General features: G+C 52.7%; 19 protein-coding genes. All 19 read right to left on the reverse strand.

The window, feature by feature from the left end:
* The 19 genes from CLFS41_RS16715 to CLFS41_RS16805 all read right to left on the reverse strand — a co-directional run bounded on the left by CLFS41_RS16715 (window position 1) and on the right by CLFS41_RS16805 (window position 20,292).
* Complete coding sequence (locus tag CLFS41_RS16715; protein ID WP_045092932.1) at window positions 1-1,101, reverse strand: C4-dicarboxylate TRAP transporter substrate-binding protein; 1,101 nt, start codon at window positions 1,099-1,101, stop codon at window positions 1-3.
* A 40-nt stretch (window positions 1,102-1,141) separates the two neighbouring features.
* Window positions 1,142-2,800 carry an FAD-binding protein gene (locus CLFS41_RS16720; protein ID WP_052665792.1) on the reverse strand — a complete coding sequence of 553 codons (1,659 nt, stop codon included), beginning with the start codon at window positions 2,798-2,800 and terminating at the stop codon, window positions 1,142-1,144.
* 14 nt (window positions 2,801-2,814) lie between these two features.
* Complete coding sequence (locus CLFS41_RS16725; protein WP_045092934.1) at window positions 2,815-3,597, reverse strand: enoyl-CoA hydratase-related protein; 783 nt, start codon at window positions 3,595-3,597, stop codon at window positions 2,815-2,817.
* 5 nt (window positions 3,598-3,602) lie between these two features.
* The gene (locus CLFS41_RS16730; RefSeq protein ID WP_007869633.1) at window positions 3,603-4,784 is read right to left on the reverse strand and encodes a CoA transferase; all 1,182 of its coding nucleotides are present in this window, start codon (window positions 4,782-4,784) and stop codon (window positions 3,603-3,605) included.
* Between the two features lie 184 nt (window positions 4,785-4,968).
* Window positions 4,969-6,513, reverse strand: coding sequence for a CoA-transferase (locus tag CLFS41_RS16735; protein WP_045092935.1), 1,545 nt, complete (start codon window positions 6,511-6,513; stop codon window positions 4,969-4,971).
* A 48-nt stretch (window positions 6,514-6,561) separates the two neighbouring features.
* On the reverse strand, window positions 6,562-7,557 hold the full coding sequence (locus tag CLFS41_RS16740) for a LacI family DNA-binding transcriptional regulator (RefSeq protein ID WP_007869637.1): 996 nt from the start codon (window positions 7,555-7,557) through the stop codon (window positions 6,562-6,564).
* A gap of 211 nt (window positions 7,558-7,768) precedes the next feature.
* Window positions 7,769-8,269: a tRNA (cytidine(34)-2'-O)-methyltransferase gene (locus CLFS41_RS16745; protein WP_330412820.1), complete on the reverse strand. Its 501-nt coding sequence runs from the start codon at window positions 8,267-8,269 to the stop codon at window positions 7,769-7,771.
* 10 nt (window positions 8,270-8,279) lie between these two features.
* Window positions 8,280-9,452, reverse strand: coding sequence for an aminotransferase class I/II-fold pyridoxal phosphate-dependent enzyme (locus CLFS41_RS16750; RefSeq protein ID WP_007869641.1), 1,173 nt, complete (start codon window positions 9,450-9,452; stop codon window positions 8,280-8,282).
* Window positions 9,449-9,931, reverse strand: a complete 483-nt coding sequence (locus tag CLFS41_RS16755) for an Lrp/AsnC family transcriptional regulator (protein ID WP_007869644.1) — start codon at window positions 9,929-9,931, stop codon at window positions 9,449-9,451. The genes CLFS41_RS16750 and CLFS41_RS16755 overlap by 4 nt, the downstream gene beginning before the upstream one ends.
* 63 nt (window positions 9,932-9,994) lie before the next feature.
* On the reverse strand, window positions 9,995-10,609 hold the full coding sequence (locus CLFS41_RS16760) for an AIR synthase (RefSeq protein WP_045092936.1): 615 nt from the start codon (window positions 10,607-10,609) through the stop codon (window positions 9,995-9,997).
* Entirely contained in the window at window positions 10,606-12,180 is a 1,575-nt protein-coding gene (locus CLFS41_RS16765; protein ID WP_007869648.1) for a VanW family protein, read from the reverse strand. The genes CLFS41_RS16760 and CLFS41_RS16765 overlap by 4 nt, the downstream gene beginning before the upstream one ends.
* Window positions 12,181-12,425: 245 nt before the next feature.
* Window positions 12,426-13,148, reverse strand: coding sequence for a 3'-5' exonuclease (locus CLFS41_RS16770; RefSeq protein WP_045092937.1), 723 nt, complete (start codon window positions 13,146-13,148; stop codon window positions 12,426-12,428).
* Between the two features lie 73 nt (window positions 13,149-13,221).
* Window positions 13,222-13,893, reverse strand: coding sequence for an endonuclease III (gene nth / locus CLFS41_RS16775; protein WP_007869654.1), 672 nt, complete (start codon window positions 13,891-13,893; stop codon window positions 13,222-13,224).
* A gap of 20 nt (window positions 13,894-13,913) precedes the next feature.
* Entirely contained in the window at window positions 13,914-15,689 is a 1,776-nt protein-coding gene (locus CLFS41_RS16780; protein ID WP_045092938.1) for a B12-binding domain-containing radical SAM protein, read from the reverse strand.
* A 4-nt stretch (window positions 15,690-15,693) separates the two neighbouring features.
* Complete coding sequence (locus tag CLFS41_RS16785; RefSeq protein ID WP_045092939.1) at window positions 15,694-16,188, reverse strand: dCMP deaminase family protein; 495 nt, start codon at window positions 16,186-16,188, stop codon at window positions 15,694-15,696.
* Window positions 16,189-16,744: 556 nt separating this feature from the next.
* Window positions 16,745-17,764 (reverse strand): zinc-binding alcohol dehydrogenase family protein, encoded by a 1,020-nt coding sequence (locus tag CLFS41_RS16790; protein ID WP_045092940.1) that lies wholly within the window; start codon window positions 17,762-17,764, stop codon window positions 16,745-16,747.
* Window positions 17,765-17,812: 48 nt separating this feature from the next.
* Entirely contained in the window at window positions 17,813-18,523 is a 711-nt protein-coding gene (locus tag CLFS41_RS16795) for an ABC transporter ATP-binding protein (RefSeq protein ID WP_007869744.1), read from the reverse strand.
* Complete coding sequence (locus CLFS41_RS16800) at window positions 18,516-19,331, reverse strand: ABC transporter ATP-binding protein (RefSeq protein WP_007869746.1); 816 nt, start codon at window positions 19,329-19,331, stop codon at window positions 18,516-18,518. The genes CLFS41_RS16795 and CLFS41_RS16800 overlap by 8 nt, the downstream gene beginning before the upstream one ends.
* Window positions 19,324-20,292, reverse strand: coding sequence for a branched-chain amino acid ABC transporter permease (locus tag CLFS41_RS16805; RefSeq protein WP_045092941.1), 969 nt, complete (start codon window positions 20,290-20,292; stop codon window positions 19,324-19,326). Before CLFS41_RS16805 ends, CLFS41_RS16800 begins: the two co-directional genes overlap by 8 nt.
* Window positions 20,293-20,299: the final 7 nt, after the last annotated feature.

A 20,299-nucleotide genomic window follows, 5' to 3' on the forward strand; every position in this document is an offset into this window, starting at 1 on the left:
TTAGTTGGTCTTTCCTATTTCTTTGTAAAGCTGCTCACGAAGTTCCGTATAACCCAATTTCTCATAGGCCGGCTCCACCGCTGTCTTAAATGCCTCCACGTCTGGCTCCACAATGGTCAGTCCGGCTTCCACCATCTTTTTCTCACAGTTCTCCGCTTCTGTCAAAACATCTGCTGCACTCTCCGCTCCCACTTCCCTTGCAGTGTCCACCAGGATCTTCTGCAGGTCTTCAGGCAGGCTCTTAAACCAGGATTCGCCGCACACCAGGGCCTGAAGAAGCTGGAAATGGCCTGTCTTGGTCTGGTACTTGCAAACCTCATAAATTCTGGACGGATAGGTGGATGTATTTTGCGCCTCACAGGCGTCCAGTGCCTTGGACTGAATGCCGTTGTACACCTCGCCCCACGCCATGGCAATGGGTGTTCCTCCCATGGCTTCAATGGACTCCGTACACACCTCTGCACCAATGGTCCTTACACGCAGCCCCTTTAAGTCCTCAGGCGTCTTAACTTCCTTATTGGTCATGAAATGCCTGGGCCCGTCATAAAAGTCAAATGCCAGCACCCGGATTCCGTGTTTGTCTGCAAGTTCATTCTCCCAGCCCTTAAACGTGTCTGTCTCCGTAATCTTACGGCATTCCTCATAATTATCCGCAAAATATCCCATCATCAGGATGCCCATGTCTTTTACATAGGTACCCATCCTGGCCGCATCCGTGTTCACGGCGATCCCTGCCCCCTGGATGGCCTGCTCGATTACGTCCTCGTCATTGCCCAGCTGGCTGGAGGGGAATACCTCGATTTCCAGGCGTCCGTTGGAATTTTCCTTTACCCTGTCCGCAAGCTTCATATATGCCTGGGTGATCAGGGACTGGTCGGTCTGGGAAGTGGAGATCTTCAGCGTATAAACCTTGTCGTCAGCGGCAGGCGCAGGTGTCTCTGCCTTGCTGTCGCCGGACTGTGCTTCCTCCGCCTTAGCCGCCTCTGTCTTGGCCGCTTCAGTGGCCGGCGCCTGTGTCACTCCCATACCAGGCATGGAGCTGCATGCTGTGAGCGCTGCCATGGATGCTGCCATTGCTAATGCTAATACGTGTTTCTTCATAATTTCCTTCTCCTTTGTTGGATTTATTTCAGAAAGGCACTTAGCCGTTCTTTCGTATGGTTACAGGTTTGTTAAATCTCTCGTCCTTAAAGGGATGATCCGCACGGTGATGGGATCCCCGGCTTTCTCTTCTCTCCAGGGCGCACCGGGCCATGATCCGCACGGTTGTGAGCATGTGGTAAAGATCGATATTTTCCGGGTATATCTCCTGGCAGGTATCTGCATGCACCATCTCCCCCTCCAGTTCCCCGGCCACATTTAACACCTGGGTAAGCCCATCTTCGGTCCGGGCCACCAGAAGATTGTCCTGGGCAGCCTTTCTCAGCCGGTTTAACATCCCCATGCAGTCAAGTTTCCGGTACAGCAGCGCCTTCATCTCCTCCATGTGGGGATCTCTGAGATGTTCCACATGTTCCGCATGCTGGGTCCTCAGCGCATACTCAGCCGCGCTGGTGCCTGCAATCTCCCCAAACACCTGGCAGGTCACCATCATATTGCCCCCCAGGCGGTCCGCTCCATGGGGTCCGCCCGCACACTCGCCCGCTGCGTAAAGTCCTTGTATGGAGGACATGCCCTTTGTATTGATCCGCACCCCGCCGTTGATGGCGTGTGCATAACAGGCCACTTCCACCTGGTCCAGCAGCAGATCCACGCCCCGGGATCTTAAATAATCCCTTGCAATGGGCCACATGTGGTGGATCCCGCAGTCATCCTTCAGGCTGTTCACGTATTCATCCGTAATGTGGGAAAAGTCAGCCCTGATCCCTCCCCGCTGTGTGCCGCGCCCATTCTTGACCGCGGTTTGGACAGCCACTTCCAGGTATTTTGAATCGTCACTGCTGGAAAACGGGAAATGCTTCCTGTGCTCATGCATCACCTGGTCCGGCGTAAGATTCTGAGGAAGGACCTCCTCAAAGATATCCTTTCCTTCCCGGTCGGACAGCCTTGGTTTTGTCTCCCATATGTATCCGTTGAAAATGTTCACAACGGGCCAGGAAAAACCCATTCCAATCTGCATAAACTCCATGTTCACCAGGTCTGCCCCCGCGTGGTATGCCATGGAATAACCGCCACCGGTCACATCGCTTGGATTCATATTGCGCTCAAACGCCTGACCGCATCCTCCTGAAGCCAGAATGACGGCTTTGGAGTTAATGTATACCATCTCCCGGCCCGCCAGGCCGCAGGCCCCCACACAGCAGCCATCCCTGACATACAGACCCATGATAGTGACATCATCCATCACCGTTATATTGGGCCGCGCATGGATCTGGTCCTTCATGGCTCTTACCACGGGTTCACCGTGTCCTTTGATCACATGGGTCCTGGGGTAATGTGAAAAACAGCTGCGGAACACATAATACCCCTCATTCTCATGCTCAAACTTCACTCCCCACTCTTCCAGCTGCCTTATGGTTTCCGGAGCCCTGGATGCAACAATGGCCGCCAGCTCTTCGTCCGCCATTCCCTGTCCAGCCTCGATGATATCGTTGTAATGCATCTGCACATCCATGGGAATGGAGACATCCCCTGCATTATATCCCGCCATCTCCGCCACCGGATAACTGGTGGCCCCGGACTCCCCCAAGGGCTTTTTGCTTGCCAGAAGAACCGAGGTTCCGCAGTCCGCGGCCGCTATGGCCGCCCTGCAGCCGGCGCCTCCGGCGCCGATCACTAAAATGTCGATTGTTATATTCATTTCCACTCTCCTGGTTATTTGCTGAACCGGGGCTGGCGCTTATGGATAAATGCATCCACCCCTTCTGCACAGTCAGGCGTCTTAAAAACCGTTCTGCTGAATTCCAGATTAGGGTAAAAATTCTCTTCCGTGGTCTTTTGCCACAGCTGTCTTACCCCTTTCTTTATAAGTTTGATCGCCTCAAAGGGTTTGTCCGCAATGATCCCTGCCATCTCCATGGCAGCCGCCTCCGTCTGCCCCCGGGGCACGACCCTGTTTACCAGGCCGCACTGAAGCGCCTCCCCGGCATTCAGGATAGTTCCCGTGTAAAGCATCTCATAGGCCTTTGCGATCCCCACATATCTGGCAAGCCGGAACAGCCCGCCGCTCCCCGGAAACACTCCCAGATTGATCTCCGGGAGCCCGATCCTGCCTTCCTGGCTCATGATGCGGATATCCGCGGCCATGGCAATCTCGCATCCCCCGCCCAGGGTATTGCCTTCCATGGCCGCAATAACCGGCTTGTCCAAAAGCTCAATGGCGTCAATTGCCAGGTTTTCGTTCATCAGCTTTTTCCCGATCACATCATCCCACACCTGTGGAAACTCCTTGATATCCGCTCCCACACAGAATGCCTTTTCCCCTGCCCCGCGAAGCACCACCACCCGGACCGCATCGTCCTCCTCCAGGCAGTGAAGGGTATCCCTCATCTGCGCGCTCAGCTTAAGGGTGAGTATGTTGAGCGGCGGGTGGTCGATCGTCACCAGCGCCACATAATCCTGTACCTCTACCTTCAGCAGATCATTTATATATTCCATCCCTGTCACTCCTCCATTGTAATGATGCCGTGTTCCCTGTACCTTCTGATGGTCTCCTCATCATAACCCAGGCGTTCCATCAGGCTTTTTGTGCTCTCCCCCAATTTCGGAGGCAGCTTGCGGATCTTGATATTTTCCCCATCGTAGCGGTTTGCATGCCCCACTACCCGCACATCCCCTGCAACGGGATGGTGCATGGTCAGGATATTGTCATTGTACCTGACCTGTTCGTCCTCCAGGACCTCCTGGTAATCATTCACAGGCGCGTACCAGATGCCGTTTTCATCGAAGATCTTCTTCCACTCCCCGGTGGTCTTTTTCTTCATCTCCCGGCATACCACGGCATCAAACTCCAATCTGCGCTCCATCTGGTCCCTGGAGGTATATCCGTCCAGACATCCCGGCGTAAACAGCTCCCTCAGCTTTTCCACCGGAACCAGGGAAAGGGTGATGCAGCCGTCCCCGGTCCTGTACACGCCGTAGGGAGACTGGTGGAACCTGGTGCTGAGCCCGGTGGTGGGGCGCTCTGTAAACTGTCCTCCGTTGAGATAATATCCCAGGGCTTCCTGCTGCAGATCCAATGCCGATCCCAGAAGGCTTGCCTCCACCTTATGGCCTTTCCCCGTCCTGGCCCTGTCATAAACGGAGGCCACCACCCCAAGGGCTGCCAGCACTGCCCCATGCTGGTCCACCACCGGTGTTCCCACTGGTGACGGGGCCTCGGGATCGGAGCCGGTCAGGGATACAAGGCCGCTCATGCTCTGGATCAGCAGGTCCTGCCCCGGCTTCTTCACATAGGGACCGGAAGATCCGTAGCCGGAACAGGAACAATAGATAATGCCCGGGTTGATCTTCTTTAGGTCCTCGTATCCCAGTCCCAGCTTTTCCATTACCCCTGCACGGAAATTCTCGATCACCACATCATACTCCCGTAGCAGCTTGTGGATGATCTCAACCCCTTCCTTACTTTTAAGGTCCACTGCAATGGATGTCTGGTTGCGGTTGCCCAGCAGAAAAAACATGCTGACCCCTCCCGGGTATGTATTGCATCCTGACCAGGAACGCTCGTAAGCTCCCTTTGGAGACTCCACCTTCACTACTTCCGCCCCCAGGTCGGCCAGTATCTGCGCTGCCGATGGTCCCTGGAGATAATGTGTGAAGCTTAAGACTTTAACACCTTCCAGCATAAGATTCCCTCCCGTAGTTTATTTTTTCTTTATTATTTTTTTATAGTTGCATAATATGTAAACGTTTATATGTTTTGTTAATTCTAAATATAATCGTTTACACAACAAATGTCAAGAGGTTTTTCACGTAATAAATAACCGGCCGCCCCCAGCCGGTTTTATTAAACGATACATTGATAGTGATTTATAGCTTTAATTTTACAGGGATATCCCGAAACAGCTGTGGATCCATGACTTTAAGGTATCTGCTGACAATGGGTTCAAATCCCATGACATCCAGAACGTCCTTTTGCAGATCGATCCCCGGGGCGATCTCTGTCAGTTCCACCCCTTCATCTGTCAGCCGGAACACTGCCCGTTCGGTCACAAAAAGGACCGGCTGTCCCGTCTGCCTGGCGTATGGCCCGCTGAAGCTGACCTGCTCCACTGTATCCACAAGCTTTTGCACCCTTCCCTCCTGAAGGATCTGCAGTCTTCCCTCCTTACATTCCTCTCTCAGCCCCACGGCCGTAAATGTTCCTGTAAAAACAACCCGCCCTGCGTTCTGGGAAATGTTGATGAATCCGCCCACTCCGTTGACCACATGGTTGAACTTGCTTACATTTACATTTCCCTGCCGGTCAAATTCAGCAAAGGAAAGCACGGCCACATCCAGCCCACCGCCGTCATACCAGTCAAACTGGTTTGTCTCGCAGATGATCGCCTGGGGGTTGTAAGCTATGCCAAAATCAGTGCCCGTGGCGGGAACACCGCCTATGATCCCCTGTTCCAGGGACAGGTGGATACAGGACTGGCAGCCGCTCTCCTCCAGCACCTTGCCCACTCCGGCGGGCACCCCAAATCCCAAATTGACCATATCACCTCTTTTTAGCTCCATGGCCGCCCGCTTGGCCATTACCTTACGGTTGTCCTGGGGCATATACTCGCTTTCAGGAAGTCCTCCCCGTTTCTTTCCGGACAGGGTTTCATCATATTCTGTTTTCATGGACATTCTCTGCCGGGAGTCCACCACCACGGCATCGACCAGTATACCGGGTACCGCCACACAGTCCGGTCGGATCCCGCCTCGTTCCACCATCCGTTTCACCTGGCATATGACGACCCCGCCGCAGTTTTTTACCGCCTGGGCCTGGGAAAGCGCTTCCGTCATCAGTCCCTCATCCTCAAAACTGATGTTTCCATCCTCATCCGCGGCAGATCCCCGGAACAGGGCAACGTCCAAATGGAAGCTTTTATAAAATATATAATCGTTTACATCTTTGGTAAATAAAAAAGAAAGCTCCTCTTTTGAACATTCATTCACGCGGCCGCCCTCCACTCTGGGATCCACAAAGGTATGAAGACCCGTCTTTGTGATCAGGCCCGGTCTCCCGGCCGCGATCTCCCTCACCAGCTGGGTCATGACTCCCTGCGGAAGGACATATGCCTCTATCTGGTTCTCCATGGCCAGTTTCTGCATATTCACAGACCAGGTCCAGTGGCTTCCCACTACCTTTCTCACCATGCCTTTATGGGCAAAATGGTCCGCTCCTCCCCCCTGCTTGTCTCCGATGCCGGCGCTGTGATAAAGGGTCAGCCCGGCCGGGCTTCCCGTGTCCAAGAACCGCTTTTCCAGGCCGGAGAGCAGATAACCCGGATCGTTGATCCCTCCTCCCCCTCCTGAAAGCCACAAGCTGTCCCCGTCTTTTACCAGATTTACAGCCTCCTCCAGTGACATACATTTTGACATACTTCATATCCCCCTTCTTGTTGTGTATTAATAGAACAGATCATAATCTCAACAGGGCCTTACCGAATCCCTCAGCACCAGTTTCCCTTCATAAATCGGGAACCTGTCCGCCTCTTTCCCGCTGATGCATGCGCATATATACTCCACCGCCGCCCTGGAAATCTCTTCCGCAGGCGTGTAATAGGAGGTGAGGGGAGGTATGATCTTATCGGTCATGATGATATTGTCATAACCCATGACGGACAGATCCTCCGGTATCCTGATGCCGCAGTTATACGCCGCCCTGTACACACCAAAGGCCAGCATATCATTGGATGTAAATATGGCCTGCGGCCTGTGCTTTCTTTTTAAAAGCTTCTCAATCCGCTTGTGGGAATGATCCAGATCGTCCACGTCCAAAAGTATGATATCCTTGTCCGCCTGGATTCCCCGGTCCTTTAATGCCTTGACCATTCCGGCATAACGTTCCTCATAGATCATGTTATTAAAGCTCTGGAACACGCCGCCAATGCGTGTATAGCCATTGTCCAGGAGGTAGGAGACGCAGTCATAGGCTCCCTTAAAGTTGTCCACCCGGATGCACCGCTCAACATCATCCGGGAAATTGCGGTTCAGGTACACATAGGGGATACCGAAATCATTAAGCTTTTTGATATGCTGATGCTCATTGGTACAGGGCGTAACAATGACCCCGTCAACCTTTTTCAGACTGAGGTTTTCTATGAACTTCTTTTCCCGCTCAATGTCGTTATTGGAATTGCACAGATATACCATAAAGCCCTGATCCGCGGCATATTTTTCTATGTACTTCTCCAGACGCGGATAATACATGTTCATAACATCGGGTATGATCAGCGCCAGCGTGTTGGTCCGGCCCGTCTTTAAGCTGACCGCCAGATTATTGGGCCTGTAGTCCACGGTCCGCACAGCCTCCATGATCCTCTGGCGTGTCTCCTCTTTAATATATCCCTTGCCGGCCAGGGCCCTGGACACGGTACAGACAGAAAAACCAGCCTCTTTTGCAACGTCTTTTATTGTAGCCATTCTATACACCTCATGCCTCTTGTACTTTTTTCAGTATAACAGACATGGTTCCTTCCGTCAAAGAATGTTTTATGTTTCCCAAAGCGCAAACCGCCCCAAAAATAGGATCTGTAAAGGTACGCCGCCCCAAGGAATAAGATCCGTGCCGCCATAGAAAAAGGCCGCCCCCCTGCGCAATAAACCGCAGTGTCCGCAGCCTTCCCTATATATTCTAATGATTCCAGTTCAGATGATGCAGCTGCCCTGTGAGGGCCATCTTCTCAAATCCATGCTGCCGCAGCGCCTCATACAGCACCACCGACACAGAGTTGGACAGGTTCAGGGAGCGGATGTCCCCCCACATGGGAATACGGATACAATGCTCCTCATTCTCCACCAGGATCTCCTCGGGTATCCCTGCACTCTCCTTGCCGAACATAAGATAACAGTCCGGTTCATATTCCACATTGGAGTAAACCTTATGGGCCTTGGTGGTGGCAAAATACATGCGCCCCAGGGCATCGGGGTTGCGTTCCAGGAAATCCTGATAATCACTGTACACGGTCACATCCAGTTTATCCCAGTAATCCAGTCCGGCCCTCTTAAGCGCCTTTTCGTTCAGCTTAAATCCCAGGGGTTCGATGAGATGGAGCCTGGTCTTGGTGGCAACGCAGGTCCTGCCGATATTTCCTGTATTGGAGGGCATCTCAGGCTCTAATAATACAATGTTCATCATGGTTGTGTCACGCCTTTCCATCCAGGCGGCTTACAAAGCGCTGGATGCGTCCCAGAGCTTCCTTCAGGTTATTCAGGGAATAAGCATAGGAAATCCTTACAAAACCCTCCCCGCAGTCACCAAATGCGGTTCCCGGCACAACAGCCACCTTTTCTTCCTGCAAAAGCCTGGTTGCAAACTCCTCGGATGTCATCCCAAAACGTTTAATGTTGGGAAACGTATAAAATGCGCCCAGGGGTTCAAAGCACTCGATTCCCATCTCCGCAAATGCATGGAGCAGGAAGCGGCGGCGCTGGTTGTAGGACTCCCGCATCATGGCCACGTCCGGATCCCCGTTCTTCATGGCGGAGACAGCAGCGTACTGGCTGGTGGTTGGGGCGCACATGATGGCGTACTGGTGGATCTTCAGCATTTGCTCCAAAATCACAGCCGGAGCGGCAGCATAGCCCAGGCGCCAGCCGGTCATGGCATATGCCTTGGAAAAACCGTTGATCAGAACCGTCCTCTCCTTCATCCCGGGGAAGGACGCAATGGTCACATGTTTTTCATCGCCGTATGTAAGCTCTGAGTAGATCTCATCCGATACCACAAACAGGTCTTTTTCCAGAACAATCTCCACAATTTTCTCCAGGTCATTCCGGTCCATAATCGCTCCGGTGGGGTTGTTGGGGAAAGGAAGCACCAGGATCTTCGTCTTATCCGTGATCTTCTCCAGCATCTTTTCAGGAGTCAGCCTGAACTGATCCTTTTCCTCCAGCTCAATCACCACCGGCACACCGTCCGCCAGGGTCACACAGGGCATGTAGGATACGTAGCTGGGCTGAGGGATCAGCACCTCGTCCCCCTCGTTAAGCATGGCTCGCATGGCAATGTCAATGGCCTCGCTGCCGCCCACTGTCACCAGCACCTCATGGTCGGGGTCATAAACCACGCCGCACCGGCGCTTTAAGTATTCACATATCTCCACCTTCAGGGGCTTTAATCCGGCATTGGAGGTGTAAAAGGTGCGGCCCTTTTCCAGGGAATAGATGCCCTCCTCCCTGATGTGCCACGGAGTGTCAAAGTCAGGCTCGCCCACGCCCAGGGAAATGGCGTCCTTCATCTCGCTGACAATATCAAAAAACTTGCGGATCCCGGAAGGCGGTATCTTTACGATCTTATCTGATAATGGATTTCTCATGGGGTAATCAGCATCCTTTCATCCTGCACCGGCTCACTGATCACGGTGCCATGGTCTTTGTATTTTTTCAGAACAAAATGGGTTGCGGTACTGAGCACGGACTCCATGGGCGCCAGCCTGTCAGATACAAACTGGGCCACCTGGCGCATGGTTTTTCCTTCAATGAATACAGTGAAATCATAAGCACCGCTCATCAGGTAAACAGCCTCCACCTCACTGTACTGGTAAATTCGCTCTGCGATCTTGTCAAATCCCATGCCTCTCTGAGGAGTTACCTTTACCTCGATCAGGGCCACTACTTTTTCATCGCTGGTGTTGTCCCAGTTGATCAGGGTGTGGTATCCGCAGATAATGTGTTCTTTTTCCATTGCCGCGATCTCATTGGCCACCGCGACTTCGCTTTCTCCCAACAAAACGGCCAGGTCCTTAATATCAATCCTGCTGTTCTTTTCAATGACTGCCAGAATCTTCTCTCTCATGGTTATAACATCCTCCGCTTTCTATATTTATATGCAGAACCAACGCCCTGAACAAACAGAGCGCTAGTGCTGTACTGCGTAACTATCTGTGATCTTTAACAGTTCGTCAGGCTTTGGCCGCTCCAGATAACCCACGGTCTCCTCTCCATGGCGGATCTGCCTTGCAATGCCCCCGGTCACACATCCGATCACCGCGCCGGGGATCCCCGCTGCTTTCAGGCGTCTTACCAGCTGCCCTCCCCGGTCCGATGCCATGATGACACAGTCACCGCAGAGCAGCCTGTAGGGATTCAGCTCATATAGTTCACACACTTCCACGGTCACCTGCCGGATGGGCAGCGCCCTTAGATCCACATCGATCCCAACATTAAAAATTCCGGATAAATTCCAAAGGGCAGCTAATACGCCGCCCTCTCCTGCATATTCGTGGGCTGTCACAGCACAATCCTTCTGCGACAGCTCACGTTCCATCCATTGTCTCACACAGCTTTCTTCCGCCTGTTCCAGGCAGTTTAAGAACATGGGGGAAAAATGCGCCTCAAGCTCCCCTCTCTTACGCGCTCCGATCCTGCAGGTCCCGGCAAAGCCTGTAAATCCCGCCATCACCAGATCCTGACCGGGTTTCATGAAGCCTTCCCGCTTCTCAAATCCCCCCGGTCCCTGGCCTGCGGTCCTCATCCCGCTGCCTCCGGTACAGGTGTCACAACCGGTGCCGGGTCAGGTGCCGCCTCTGTAGGCGCCGGATCTGCCTGTACCGGAGCCGGATCTGCCGGCGCCGGGTCTGGCGCCGCCTCTGTAGGCGCCGGCTGCGTCACACCCGGTCCGCCGTCCACGCCGGTCACCGGTGCGGTCTCAACCGGTGCCGTCTCCACTGGAGCGGCTGCATTGGGATCCGGCGGTACATCGGCCGGAAGAGCGGGACCTACACGGTAGATTGCCTTGGATGCATTGTAGGTATCCTTGTTGAGAAGGGTCCTCTCCTGCTCCACGCCGTCCACGGTCACCACTTTCCATAGCCTGGACCTGAGTCCTGTATGGGAGGACTGGACCTTCACCTTTGCCCCCGGCGCCAGTGTATTGTCCACGATCAGCTGGGGTTCTCCCGGACTGGTGCTTCCAAGGGTTTCGGATACATATTCCACTTTGCGGTTTTCCGGACGCGTCTCTTTTCCGTAAATGGTAAAAGTCAGCTTCCTGCCTTCGGTGTAACCCTCCACGTAAATCGGAGTGCTGTAATTGTTCTTAATCTTAATATCCTTGTATGTGCCTGCAATGGCCGCATCCCTGGATGGTTTTACATAGGTCACTATCATGGAGTGGTTCTGTCTCTGAACGATCTCCACCTCGGCCTCCAGTGATGCGTTATACAGTGTAGTGGCAAGCTGGCACACACCTCCGCCGATACTGTCCACGACCTGGCCGTTCTCATAGGCCGCCGCGGTCTTATAGCCGTTAGCTGTTGTAAATGGCTGCAGGCATTCATAACCGGATAAAACCTCCCCGGGCATAAGCAGATGGCCGTTGATCTTGGCCGCGCCTACCGCCAGGTTGGTGGAGCGTGCTGCACCGCTGCTGCTGAAATCAGTTGTATAGGTCCCCAGCACATCCTGAATGGTTGCAAGGGCCTCTGTGGTGATGGCCGGCTGCTGCTCAGCCACCTCTGCCGTCACTTTTACAGGTTCTTCCAGTCCGCCTTCCAGGGCTTCATTCAGGGCCGCTTCCGTGGCCGCTGCGTCAACCACCTTGCCCGCCACAGAATCCGTAATGACAAACTGGCCGTTCTCCCTGGTTATGGTCGCATCCTGGGGCTGGGCTGTCACTGCCTGACACTGGGTATCCACAAATGCCTTTACCTTTGCGGAATCCACTTCCGTGTCCAGTTCCAGATCCACGGGCGCGGACGCCAGATCCTTCTGGACCATATATTGTCTGATGAGGCTGCCCCCCGCATACTGGCTGGCTGCCTGGTCTACTGCATCGGTGTTGCTCCAGTGAAAGCCCAGCTCCCCTGCCGTGGTCTCAACGTCCTGTCCGTCCACGTTCAGGATCACCTTCTGGCCCGCCAGCCCATTTACATACTGTTCCACTGCGGACCTGGCCTCCTCCGCCGTCATCCCTGCCAGACTCTGGCTGCCTATGCTGATTCCCACAGGAAGCACGGGCGCGGCCCAGGCGATCACTGGAAATGCCGCAAGCAGCCCTATACTTATGACTGCCGCCAAACCGGCATTTCCTATTGCTTTTTTCATAATTTCTCCTCTTCCCGGTTACATAAATTCTTTTCCTTCACATCCTGAGTTATATATATAAGCCCAGAACGGATTTTAGTACATCAGGGCGCTGAGTGCCATGGGCACGATCATTGCCAGAACTAACACTACAACAATGATGGTTGAAATAATCTTCTTCATCTTAGGATCGCTCATATTCATCATGTACATTCACCTTCTTTAATATTAATATGCCTCGAATCTCTTCATTTATCTATCTATATTTAAGAGATTTGCCTTGGAATCCTTCCGTACTGGGAGATAATGGTGTCGATCATCCGCGATGCCTCGCTGCGGCTGATATCATCAATCTGCACAGTTATGTCTATTCTATGACATTTTACTAAATCCTGCAAGTATTCTTTTTGCCTTTTTGTGGCCGGCTGCTCCCTTTTTGCCTTGTAAATCAAGGGTTTTGAGGTGAACAGTTCCGGTCTGTCCTGGCTGTGGAGCTTTAACAGCTCCTGGTAAAGCCTGTGCGCCGCCTCCGCATCGGCCTGGGCACGGTGGGCAGCGGACTGGGATATATGATAGTAAGAGCAGGCACAGGACAGATTCCGCTTCACATCCCCGGGCATAAACGCCCGGCACAGCATCAGGGTGTCCAAACCTTCCTTTTCAAATTCCAGACGGCTGTTGACTGCCGCGTGCTTTAAAAAACTATAATCAAACATAATATTATGCCCCAAAAGGGGCAGATCGCCAAAGAATTCCACTACGTCCCCTATCACATCCTCTATGGGCGGCGCATCCTTTAACATCTCATCTGTAATCCCGGTCAGCCGCGTAATGTGCATCCCCAGCCTGCGCATAGGGTTTACAAGGGTCACAAACTGCCCGGCAACGGCTCCGTCTATGATCTTGATGGCTGCTATCTCGGTTATCTTTTCCTGTTTGGCCTCAAGTCCCGTTGTCTCCAGATCCAAGGCTATGTATGAATTCATCATTCTCTTCTTCCGTCTCCTATTTCTAGTACCTCATGGCGTAAATCACAGGAATTTACGCAATGCAGCGCTAAGGTCAGCACTCACATCCCGGGCACTCATCCCTTAAAAAGCACTCTACGCACTTGGGACGTCTTGCAATGCAGATGGTCCTTCCCAGGGTAATGATGTGGATATTCCAGAGGATCCAGTGGTCCTTCGGCAGTACCCGCATCAGGTCATACTCAATCTTTTCCGGGTCCTCTTCCTTTGTAAGCCCCAGCTTCCCGGAAATGCGCTTCACATGGGTATCTACCACGATGCTGGGTTCATTGTAAATGTTTCCCCGGATCACATTGGCGGTCTTGCGTCCCACCCCTGCCAGGGAGGTCAGTTCCTCTATGGTCTCCGGCACTTTCCCGCCGAACTTCTCCACCAGGTCCCTGCAGCAGGCAATGATATTTTTTGCCTTCATATGGTAAAACCCAATGGAATGGATGTCCTGTTCCAATTCCTTTAAATCGGCCCGGGCAAATTTTTCCAAGGTATTATATTTCTTAAACAGATCCGCTGTGACAATATTGACCCGGGCATCCGTGCACTGGGCGCTCATGATCACCGCGATCAACAGCTGCCATGGAGTCTCATGGTTCAAATAGCATCTGTACTCTGTACCGTACTCCCGGTCCAGGGCCGCCAGGATGCGCAGGATGCGGTCGGCCTGCTCTTTTTTTGTCTCGCGTTTTTTTCTGGTTGTAGTTTCCTTCATACAGTTTCCTCTCAGGATGATCAGTTTAACTCCAGGACACATGCCCTGGCATTGTAGGTCAGGGGATCCCGGTTCCTGTAATCAAACAGGACCAATGTTTTGTCCCCCATGGCTTCCACATGAGCCATCTTGCTCATCTGCCTGGAATCAAAGCCCTCGTAGCCCGCCAGATACCGGGGGTTCTTTTCCTCAGAGATGAAAAAGTCCCTGATCTTTGATTTATACGGAGCCTGATCCCTGGCAAAGGAAGGACGGCTTTTTACATTTTCCCTCAGATACAGGTCCGCTGTCAAACGGTCCCGGTAAGCTTCCACGGACGGACCGTGCAGATATTCCTCTATCATTGCAAAAAGGATCTCATATCTTGCAATGCGGCTGTGGTTCATACCTGTCAGCCCATGTTTTTGGTAGTATTCCCCCATGGCAAGGAACATTTGGTAAGGGGAGGGGAATTCTTTTTCAAGGGCCTTCAGTGTACATGTAAACTGTCTGCTGTTATAATGGACCTCCACCATGTCTTCCACTGTCTTAAGCTCCAGTATCCGGTCATAGGACAGCCACCTGGTGGAAAGCACCTCATATGGCGGAGTGGATGAATACACCAGGCCGTAGTCCGGCGCTTTCTCCTCCATGTAGGACCCCTTTAACACTTTTAAGAACCCCAGCTGCAGCTGCTCCGGCTCCATGGAATACACGTCATCAAAGGATTTCTGAAAACTCTCCATCCCCTCATAGGGCAGGCCTGCGATCAGGTCCAGGTGCTGGTGTACATTTCTGCCCGCGTTGATTCTGGAAGTGATACGGCGGATCTCATCTATGTCAGTCTTTCGGCGGATGGCCTCAAGGGCCTGCACATTGGTGGTCTGGACGCCAATCTCCAGCTGCACCAGCCCGGGACGCATACCGGCTAACAGTTCCATCTCCTCCTCCCCCAAAAGGTCGGCCGCGATCTCAAAGTGGAAGTTGGTAACCCCGTTGTCATGTTCCTGTATCCACCTCCATATGGCCATGGCGTGGCTTTTTTTACAGTTAAAGGTCCTGTCCACAAATTTCACCTGAGGCACCCCGGCATTCAGGAAAAACAGCAGTTCCTCCTTAACCAGATCCAGGTTCCTGAAACGGATCTGCTTATCTATGGAAGAAAGACAGTAACTGCAGGAAAAGGGGCATCCCCTGCTGCTCTCATAGTAGATGATCCTGTGTTCCAGTTCCTCCAGCTTGATGCAGTCATAGGAAAATGGAATACGGCTGAGATCCATAACAGGGCGAATGCCCGTGTCCGTTATGACGCCGTCCGGGCCTCGGTAGGTAAGCCCCGTAAGCCGGGACAGGCCCTGACCGCGGACTTTTCCACAGTCTGCGGGATCTTCCGTCCCGTTATCCACATAATACCGGACCAGCTGTGCAAACGTCTCCTCCCCTTCCCCCTTCATGACCCCGGTAATAAAGGGCATGTCCTGCAAAACCTTTCTCGCGTCATAGGAGACTTCCGGTCCGCCCAGCCACAGGGGGACATGGGGCAGCAGCTTTCTTATGTCGGCGGCCAGGGACCGGATACTCTCTATGTTCCAGATATAACAGGAAAACCCGATCACATCGGGCTTTCTCCTGTATAGATCCTGCAGACATGCGTCCAGCTGATGGTTGATGGTGTACTCGGCCAGTTCAATGGTGACCGGATCTTGGGTTCGCGGGGGATCGGCCTCCAGCTGCTGCCGGGCATAGGCCTTCAGGCTGTATATGCCCAGATTGGAATGAATATACTTGGCGTTGACAGCCACCAGCAATATCTTCATAGGGCTATACCTCAATCTCGATCTTCCTGCCCGTTGGCTGATACTGGTAATAGCGTACTCCGGCTGCATTGAGCATCCGCTTGGACGCCCTGACGGCCGGGGTATCGGCATACTTGTCTTCTCTGAACACAATGGTCTTGATGCCGGCCTGGATGATGGCCTTGGCACACTCGTTGCAGGGGAACAGAGTCACGTACAGCTTGCTTCCCTCCAGGCTTCCCCCTCTGTAATTAAGGATAGCATTTAATTCGCTGTGTGTGGAGTAGAAATATTTGGAATTATAGGGATCTTCCTGCTCCGTTTCCTTTCCCCATGGAAACTCATCATCTGAGCATCCCTTTGGAAATCCGTTGTAACCCATGGACAGTATCTTATTGTCCTGGCTGACGATGCAGGCTCCCACCTGGGTGCTGGGGTCCTTGGACCGCCTTCCCGACAGCAGGGCAACTCCCATAAAATACTCATCCCATGTTATATAATCTGAACGCTTTCCAGTCATTCCCAATCTCCTCCTTTTATGCGGATTATTGTTTGGAGCGTATTATATCACATATTTTCTTATTTTCCTATGGTTTTTGGACTTTATGTAGGGTGCTGGGTGTTGCCCTGGGTGTTGCCACGAGCCTTTGCCCTCTGCCCGCCCTCTGCCACCATGGCGGCAGCAAATAAAAACACCCGCCGTATGGAAAATCTGTAAGGCGGGTGTTTTACTCCGGTATCTGCTTTTAATTTGCTGTTGCTCTCCCCTGTCAATCATCATTGCAGTTTCAATACCTGTACTTTTTCAACAAGAACTACGCCGCATCTGCCTGTGGGCCAAAACCGGTGCCACGATCACCCCGGCCGCGATACCGACCGCTGCCTCGGCCGTGTTGGACAGATAGGCATGGCACTGCGTCCCTAACCCATAGGAAACAGCGGATACAGATCATATAAACATAATCTGCATCCGCTGATTTTTGTTCTTCATGCGCATGAAAGCCGATCATATAAGGGATACGCAGCTTTATGCAGGCAGAAGGAGGGGCCGGGGTATTCTGCATTCAAAAGGAGCATCAATCCAGCACTACATTCACTTTCATATAATTGCCGGGATTCTTCTCAATGTCAATGATCGTCTCCGGCGTCTCATCCATGGTCACGACCTTGGTAAGGATCTTTCTCACATCCACCTTGCCGGTATAGATCAGGTCGATCGCCTCCTCGAACTCGCTTGCGCTGGTGCGGGCGCCGCGGATGTCCACCTCCTTGCGGGTGATGGCATCGGTTGGCAGAGGAGTTTCCTTCTTGGGCCATCCGGTGAGGGTGATGCGGCCTGCGTTGGCAACAATGTCCAGGGTGGAGCGGACAGCGGCATTGGCGCCGGAGCACTCCATCACCAGCTCAGCCATACGGCCATTGGTGTATTCAGACACCTTTCCGGCCATATCCTCCCTGGCGGAGTTGATGGTATATTTAACGCCCAGCTCCCTTGCAAACTCCAGACGCTCATCCACCACATCGATCACAATGGGCTCTGCGCCGTAAGCAATGGCTGACATGGCTGCCAGCAGTCCGATGGGACCTGCGCCAATGATGGCCACGTGCTCTCCTGCGGCCAGATTTCCTCTGTGGATACCATGAAGGGCAATGGTCAAAGGCTCAGCCATGGGCGCGATATCCCAGGGCATATCCTCCGGCAGCTTCCACAGCATATCAGCCGGATGGGTCATATATTCCGCCATTCCGCCTTCCACATGCACGCCCAGCACTTTAAGGTCCGTGCAGCAGTTGGTGCGTCCGATGGAACAGGGATAGCATTTGCCGCAGTAAAGATACGGGTCCACAATCACATGGTCGCCAATCTTAATGCCGCGTCCGTTATCTTTTGGTATGGACAGCACTTCACCCACGATCTCATGACCGATGATTCTTGGAAATGACACAAGGGGATTGGTGCCTCTGAATGCCCCGATATCGCTTCCGCAAATGCCTGCCGCTCTTACCCGAACCAGCGCCCGGCCTTCTTTTGGCTCCGGCTTCTCAATATCAATACACTGAACCTTCCATGGTTCCTCAAATTTAATAGCCTTCACGGTTTATTTCCTCCTGTTTTTACACAACGTGATATCATACCGGCATCATCAGCCGCCCAGATACGCCTTCTTAATATCATCTGAATCCATCAGCACCTTGCTGTCTCCGCTGGCAACCAGGTTCCCCACCTCCAGGACATAGGTCCTGTTGGAAATGGACATGGCCATAAACGCATTCTGTTCCACAATTGCAATGGGTATATTCCTTACTTTATTAACGCGCACGATCACGTCAAACATATCGTCCACAATCACAGGAGCCAGTCCCAGGCTGGGCTCGTCCAACATCAGAAGCTCCGGGTCCGACATCAGTCCCCTGGCAATGGCCAGCATCTGCTGCTCGCCGCCTGACATGGAACCGGCCTTCTGCTTTGCACGCTCCTTAAGCCTTGGGAAAATATCATACTGCTCTTCCAGATGGCGGTCCATGTCCGGCTTGGACATTTTAACGGAATAAGCCCCCATTTCCAGGTTCTCCTGCACGGTCATGTTGGGAAATATTTCACGCCCCTCCGGCACATACACGATCTTATGGCCCACCACCTTGTGGGAAGGCAGGCCGCTGATAACCTGTCCGTTGTACTCAATGGTCCCCTTCTTCGGCTTGTTGATGCCCATGATGGATTTCATTAGGGTTGTCTTGCCTGCCCCGTTGGCTCCGATGATGGAGACGATCTCATTGTCGCCCACCTCAATGGATACGTCAAACAGAGCCTGGACCTTGCCATAATATACGTCAATTCCATTTACCTTAAGCATGTGCAGCCCCCCTTGCCATGTTCTGCTTATACCGGTCGCCCAGGTAAGCCTTGATAACCACCGGATCCTGCTGGATCTCCTCCGGCGTGCCCTCGGCGATCTTTGCGCCGAAGTTGATAACCGTAATATAATTGCTGATGTTCATAATAACATCCATGTTATGCTCGATCAGGAAAATGTCGATGCCGGAATCAAATACCTTCAGCATGATATTCACAAATTCCACGCGCTCGGACGGGTTCAGACCGGCTGCCGGCTCATCTAAAAACAACAGCTTGGGGTCTGACATCAGAGAGCGGGCCAGCTCGGTGAGCTTCTGCTTTCCATAAGGCATGTTGGCCGGAAATTCATTGGCCAGATCCTTAAGCCCGATAAACTCCAGGATGGAGTCAGCCTTTTCACTCACCAGCTTCTCCTCCTTTGCCGCTGCCCCGAAGTTGAATATGAACGGGAAGAAGCCCTGCTTCATATCCATCATGCTGCCCATCATCAGGTTCTCCTTTACGGTCATGGAACGGTACAGCTTCAGGTTCTGGAAGGTACGGCTGCAGCGTGTCTGGGCGATCTGGTGCGCGCTCATACCGCTGATCTTGGTGCCCTCATGATAGATCTCACCTTCGGTCAGGGGTAGAAGTCCGGTTATCATATTGATGGCCGTGGATTTGCCCGCGCCGTTTGGTCCGATCAGGGCGTGGATGGTGCGCTCTTTCATATCAAGGGACAGGTCATTGACCGCAACCAGTCCAGAGAAACGTTTTGTAACATTTTTTAAGGTTAAAACAGATTTTCCTTCCCTGTTATCAGACATTTGCCTGCCCTCCTTTCGCCGCTTTCTCCGCTGACCGCTTGATCCTGAACAGGGATACGATCCCGTTTGGCAGGAAGATAACGAACAGCAGGGTGATAATGGAAAATACAAGCCAGTAATAGTTCTCCATGAACCGCAGGAACTCAGGTACCAGGGTGACCAGGATCGCCCCAAGTACATTGCCGGGCACGGAACCAATACCGCCGATCACCAGCATAACTACATAGTTAATTGAAAATTCCAGGTTGTAGGCGCTAGGGTTGATAAAGCCCACATAGTGCGCATACAGGCTGCCTGCAATGGTGGCGTAGATGGCCGCCAGTGTAAAGGCCATGATCTTAATGTTGGCAATGTTGACGCCCCCTGCCTCAACCGCGTCCGGGTTGTCCTTAACAGCCAGGAAGGAACGCCCCCACTTGGAGTTAACGATCCGGTACGCATTGAATATAAGCAGCACCGCGATCACCAGGTACAGGTAATAGATCTCCTTGTTACTCTGGAACTTGAAGCCGAAGATGGAGAAGGCGGGGATGCCTGTGACGCCCAGGGCGCCTCCTGTCAGTCCTGTCAGGTTGGTCATCAGGATCCTGACAATTTCCGAAAACCCAATGGTGGTCAGGGCCAGGTATACGCCTGACACACGCAGGGACGGATATCCAAGCCCCATGCCGATCAGACATCCCATGCCAACGGCTGCAACCAGGCAGATCCAAGGATTGATCCCCAGCTTGGTGGCCAGCAGTGAGGAGGTGTAGGCGCCCATGGAAAAGATGCCTGCGGTTCCAAGGTTCATCTGGCCTGTAAGACCTGTTATAAAGTTAAGTCCCACTACAATGATGATATTGATGAGTACCTGTATCATCAGATTTAAGTGGTAGTTATTGGTTATGAACATAGGGAGAATCGCTGCCAGAGCAATCGCTGCCAATGCAATGATCATTGCTGATTTATTCTTTTTCATAGCTCTC

Origin of the sequence: Clostridium sp. FS41, assembly GCF_000954015.1 — a bacterium.
Lineage (GTDB): Bacteria > Bacillota > Clostridia > Lachnospirales > Lachnospiraceae > Enterocloster > Enterocloster citroniae.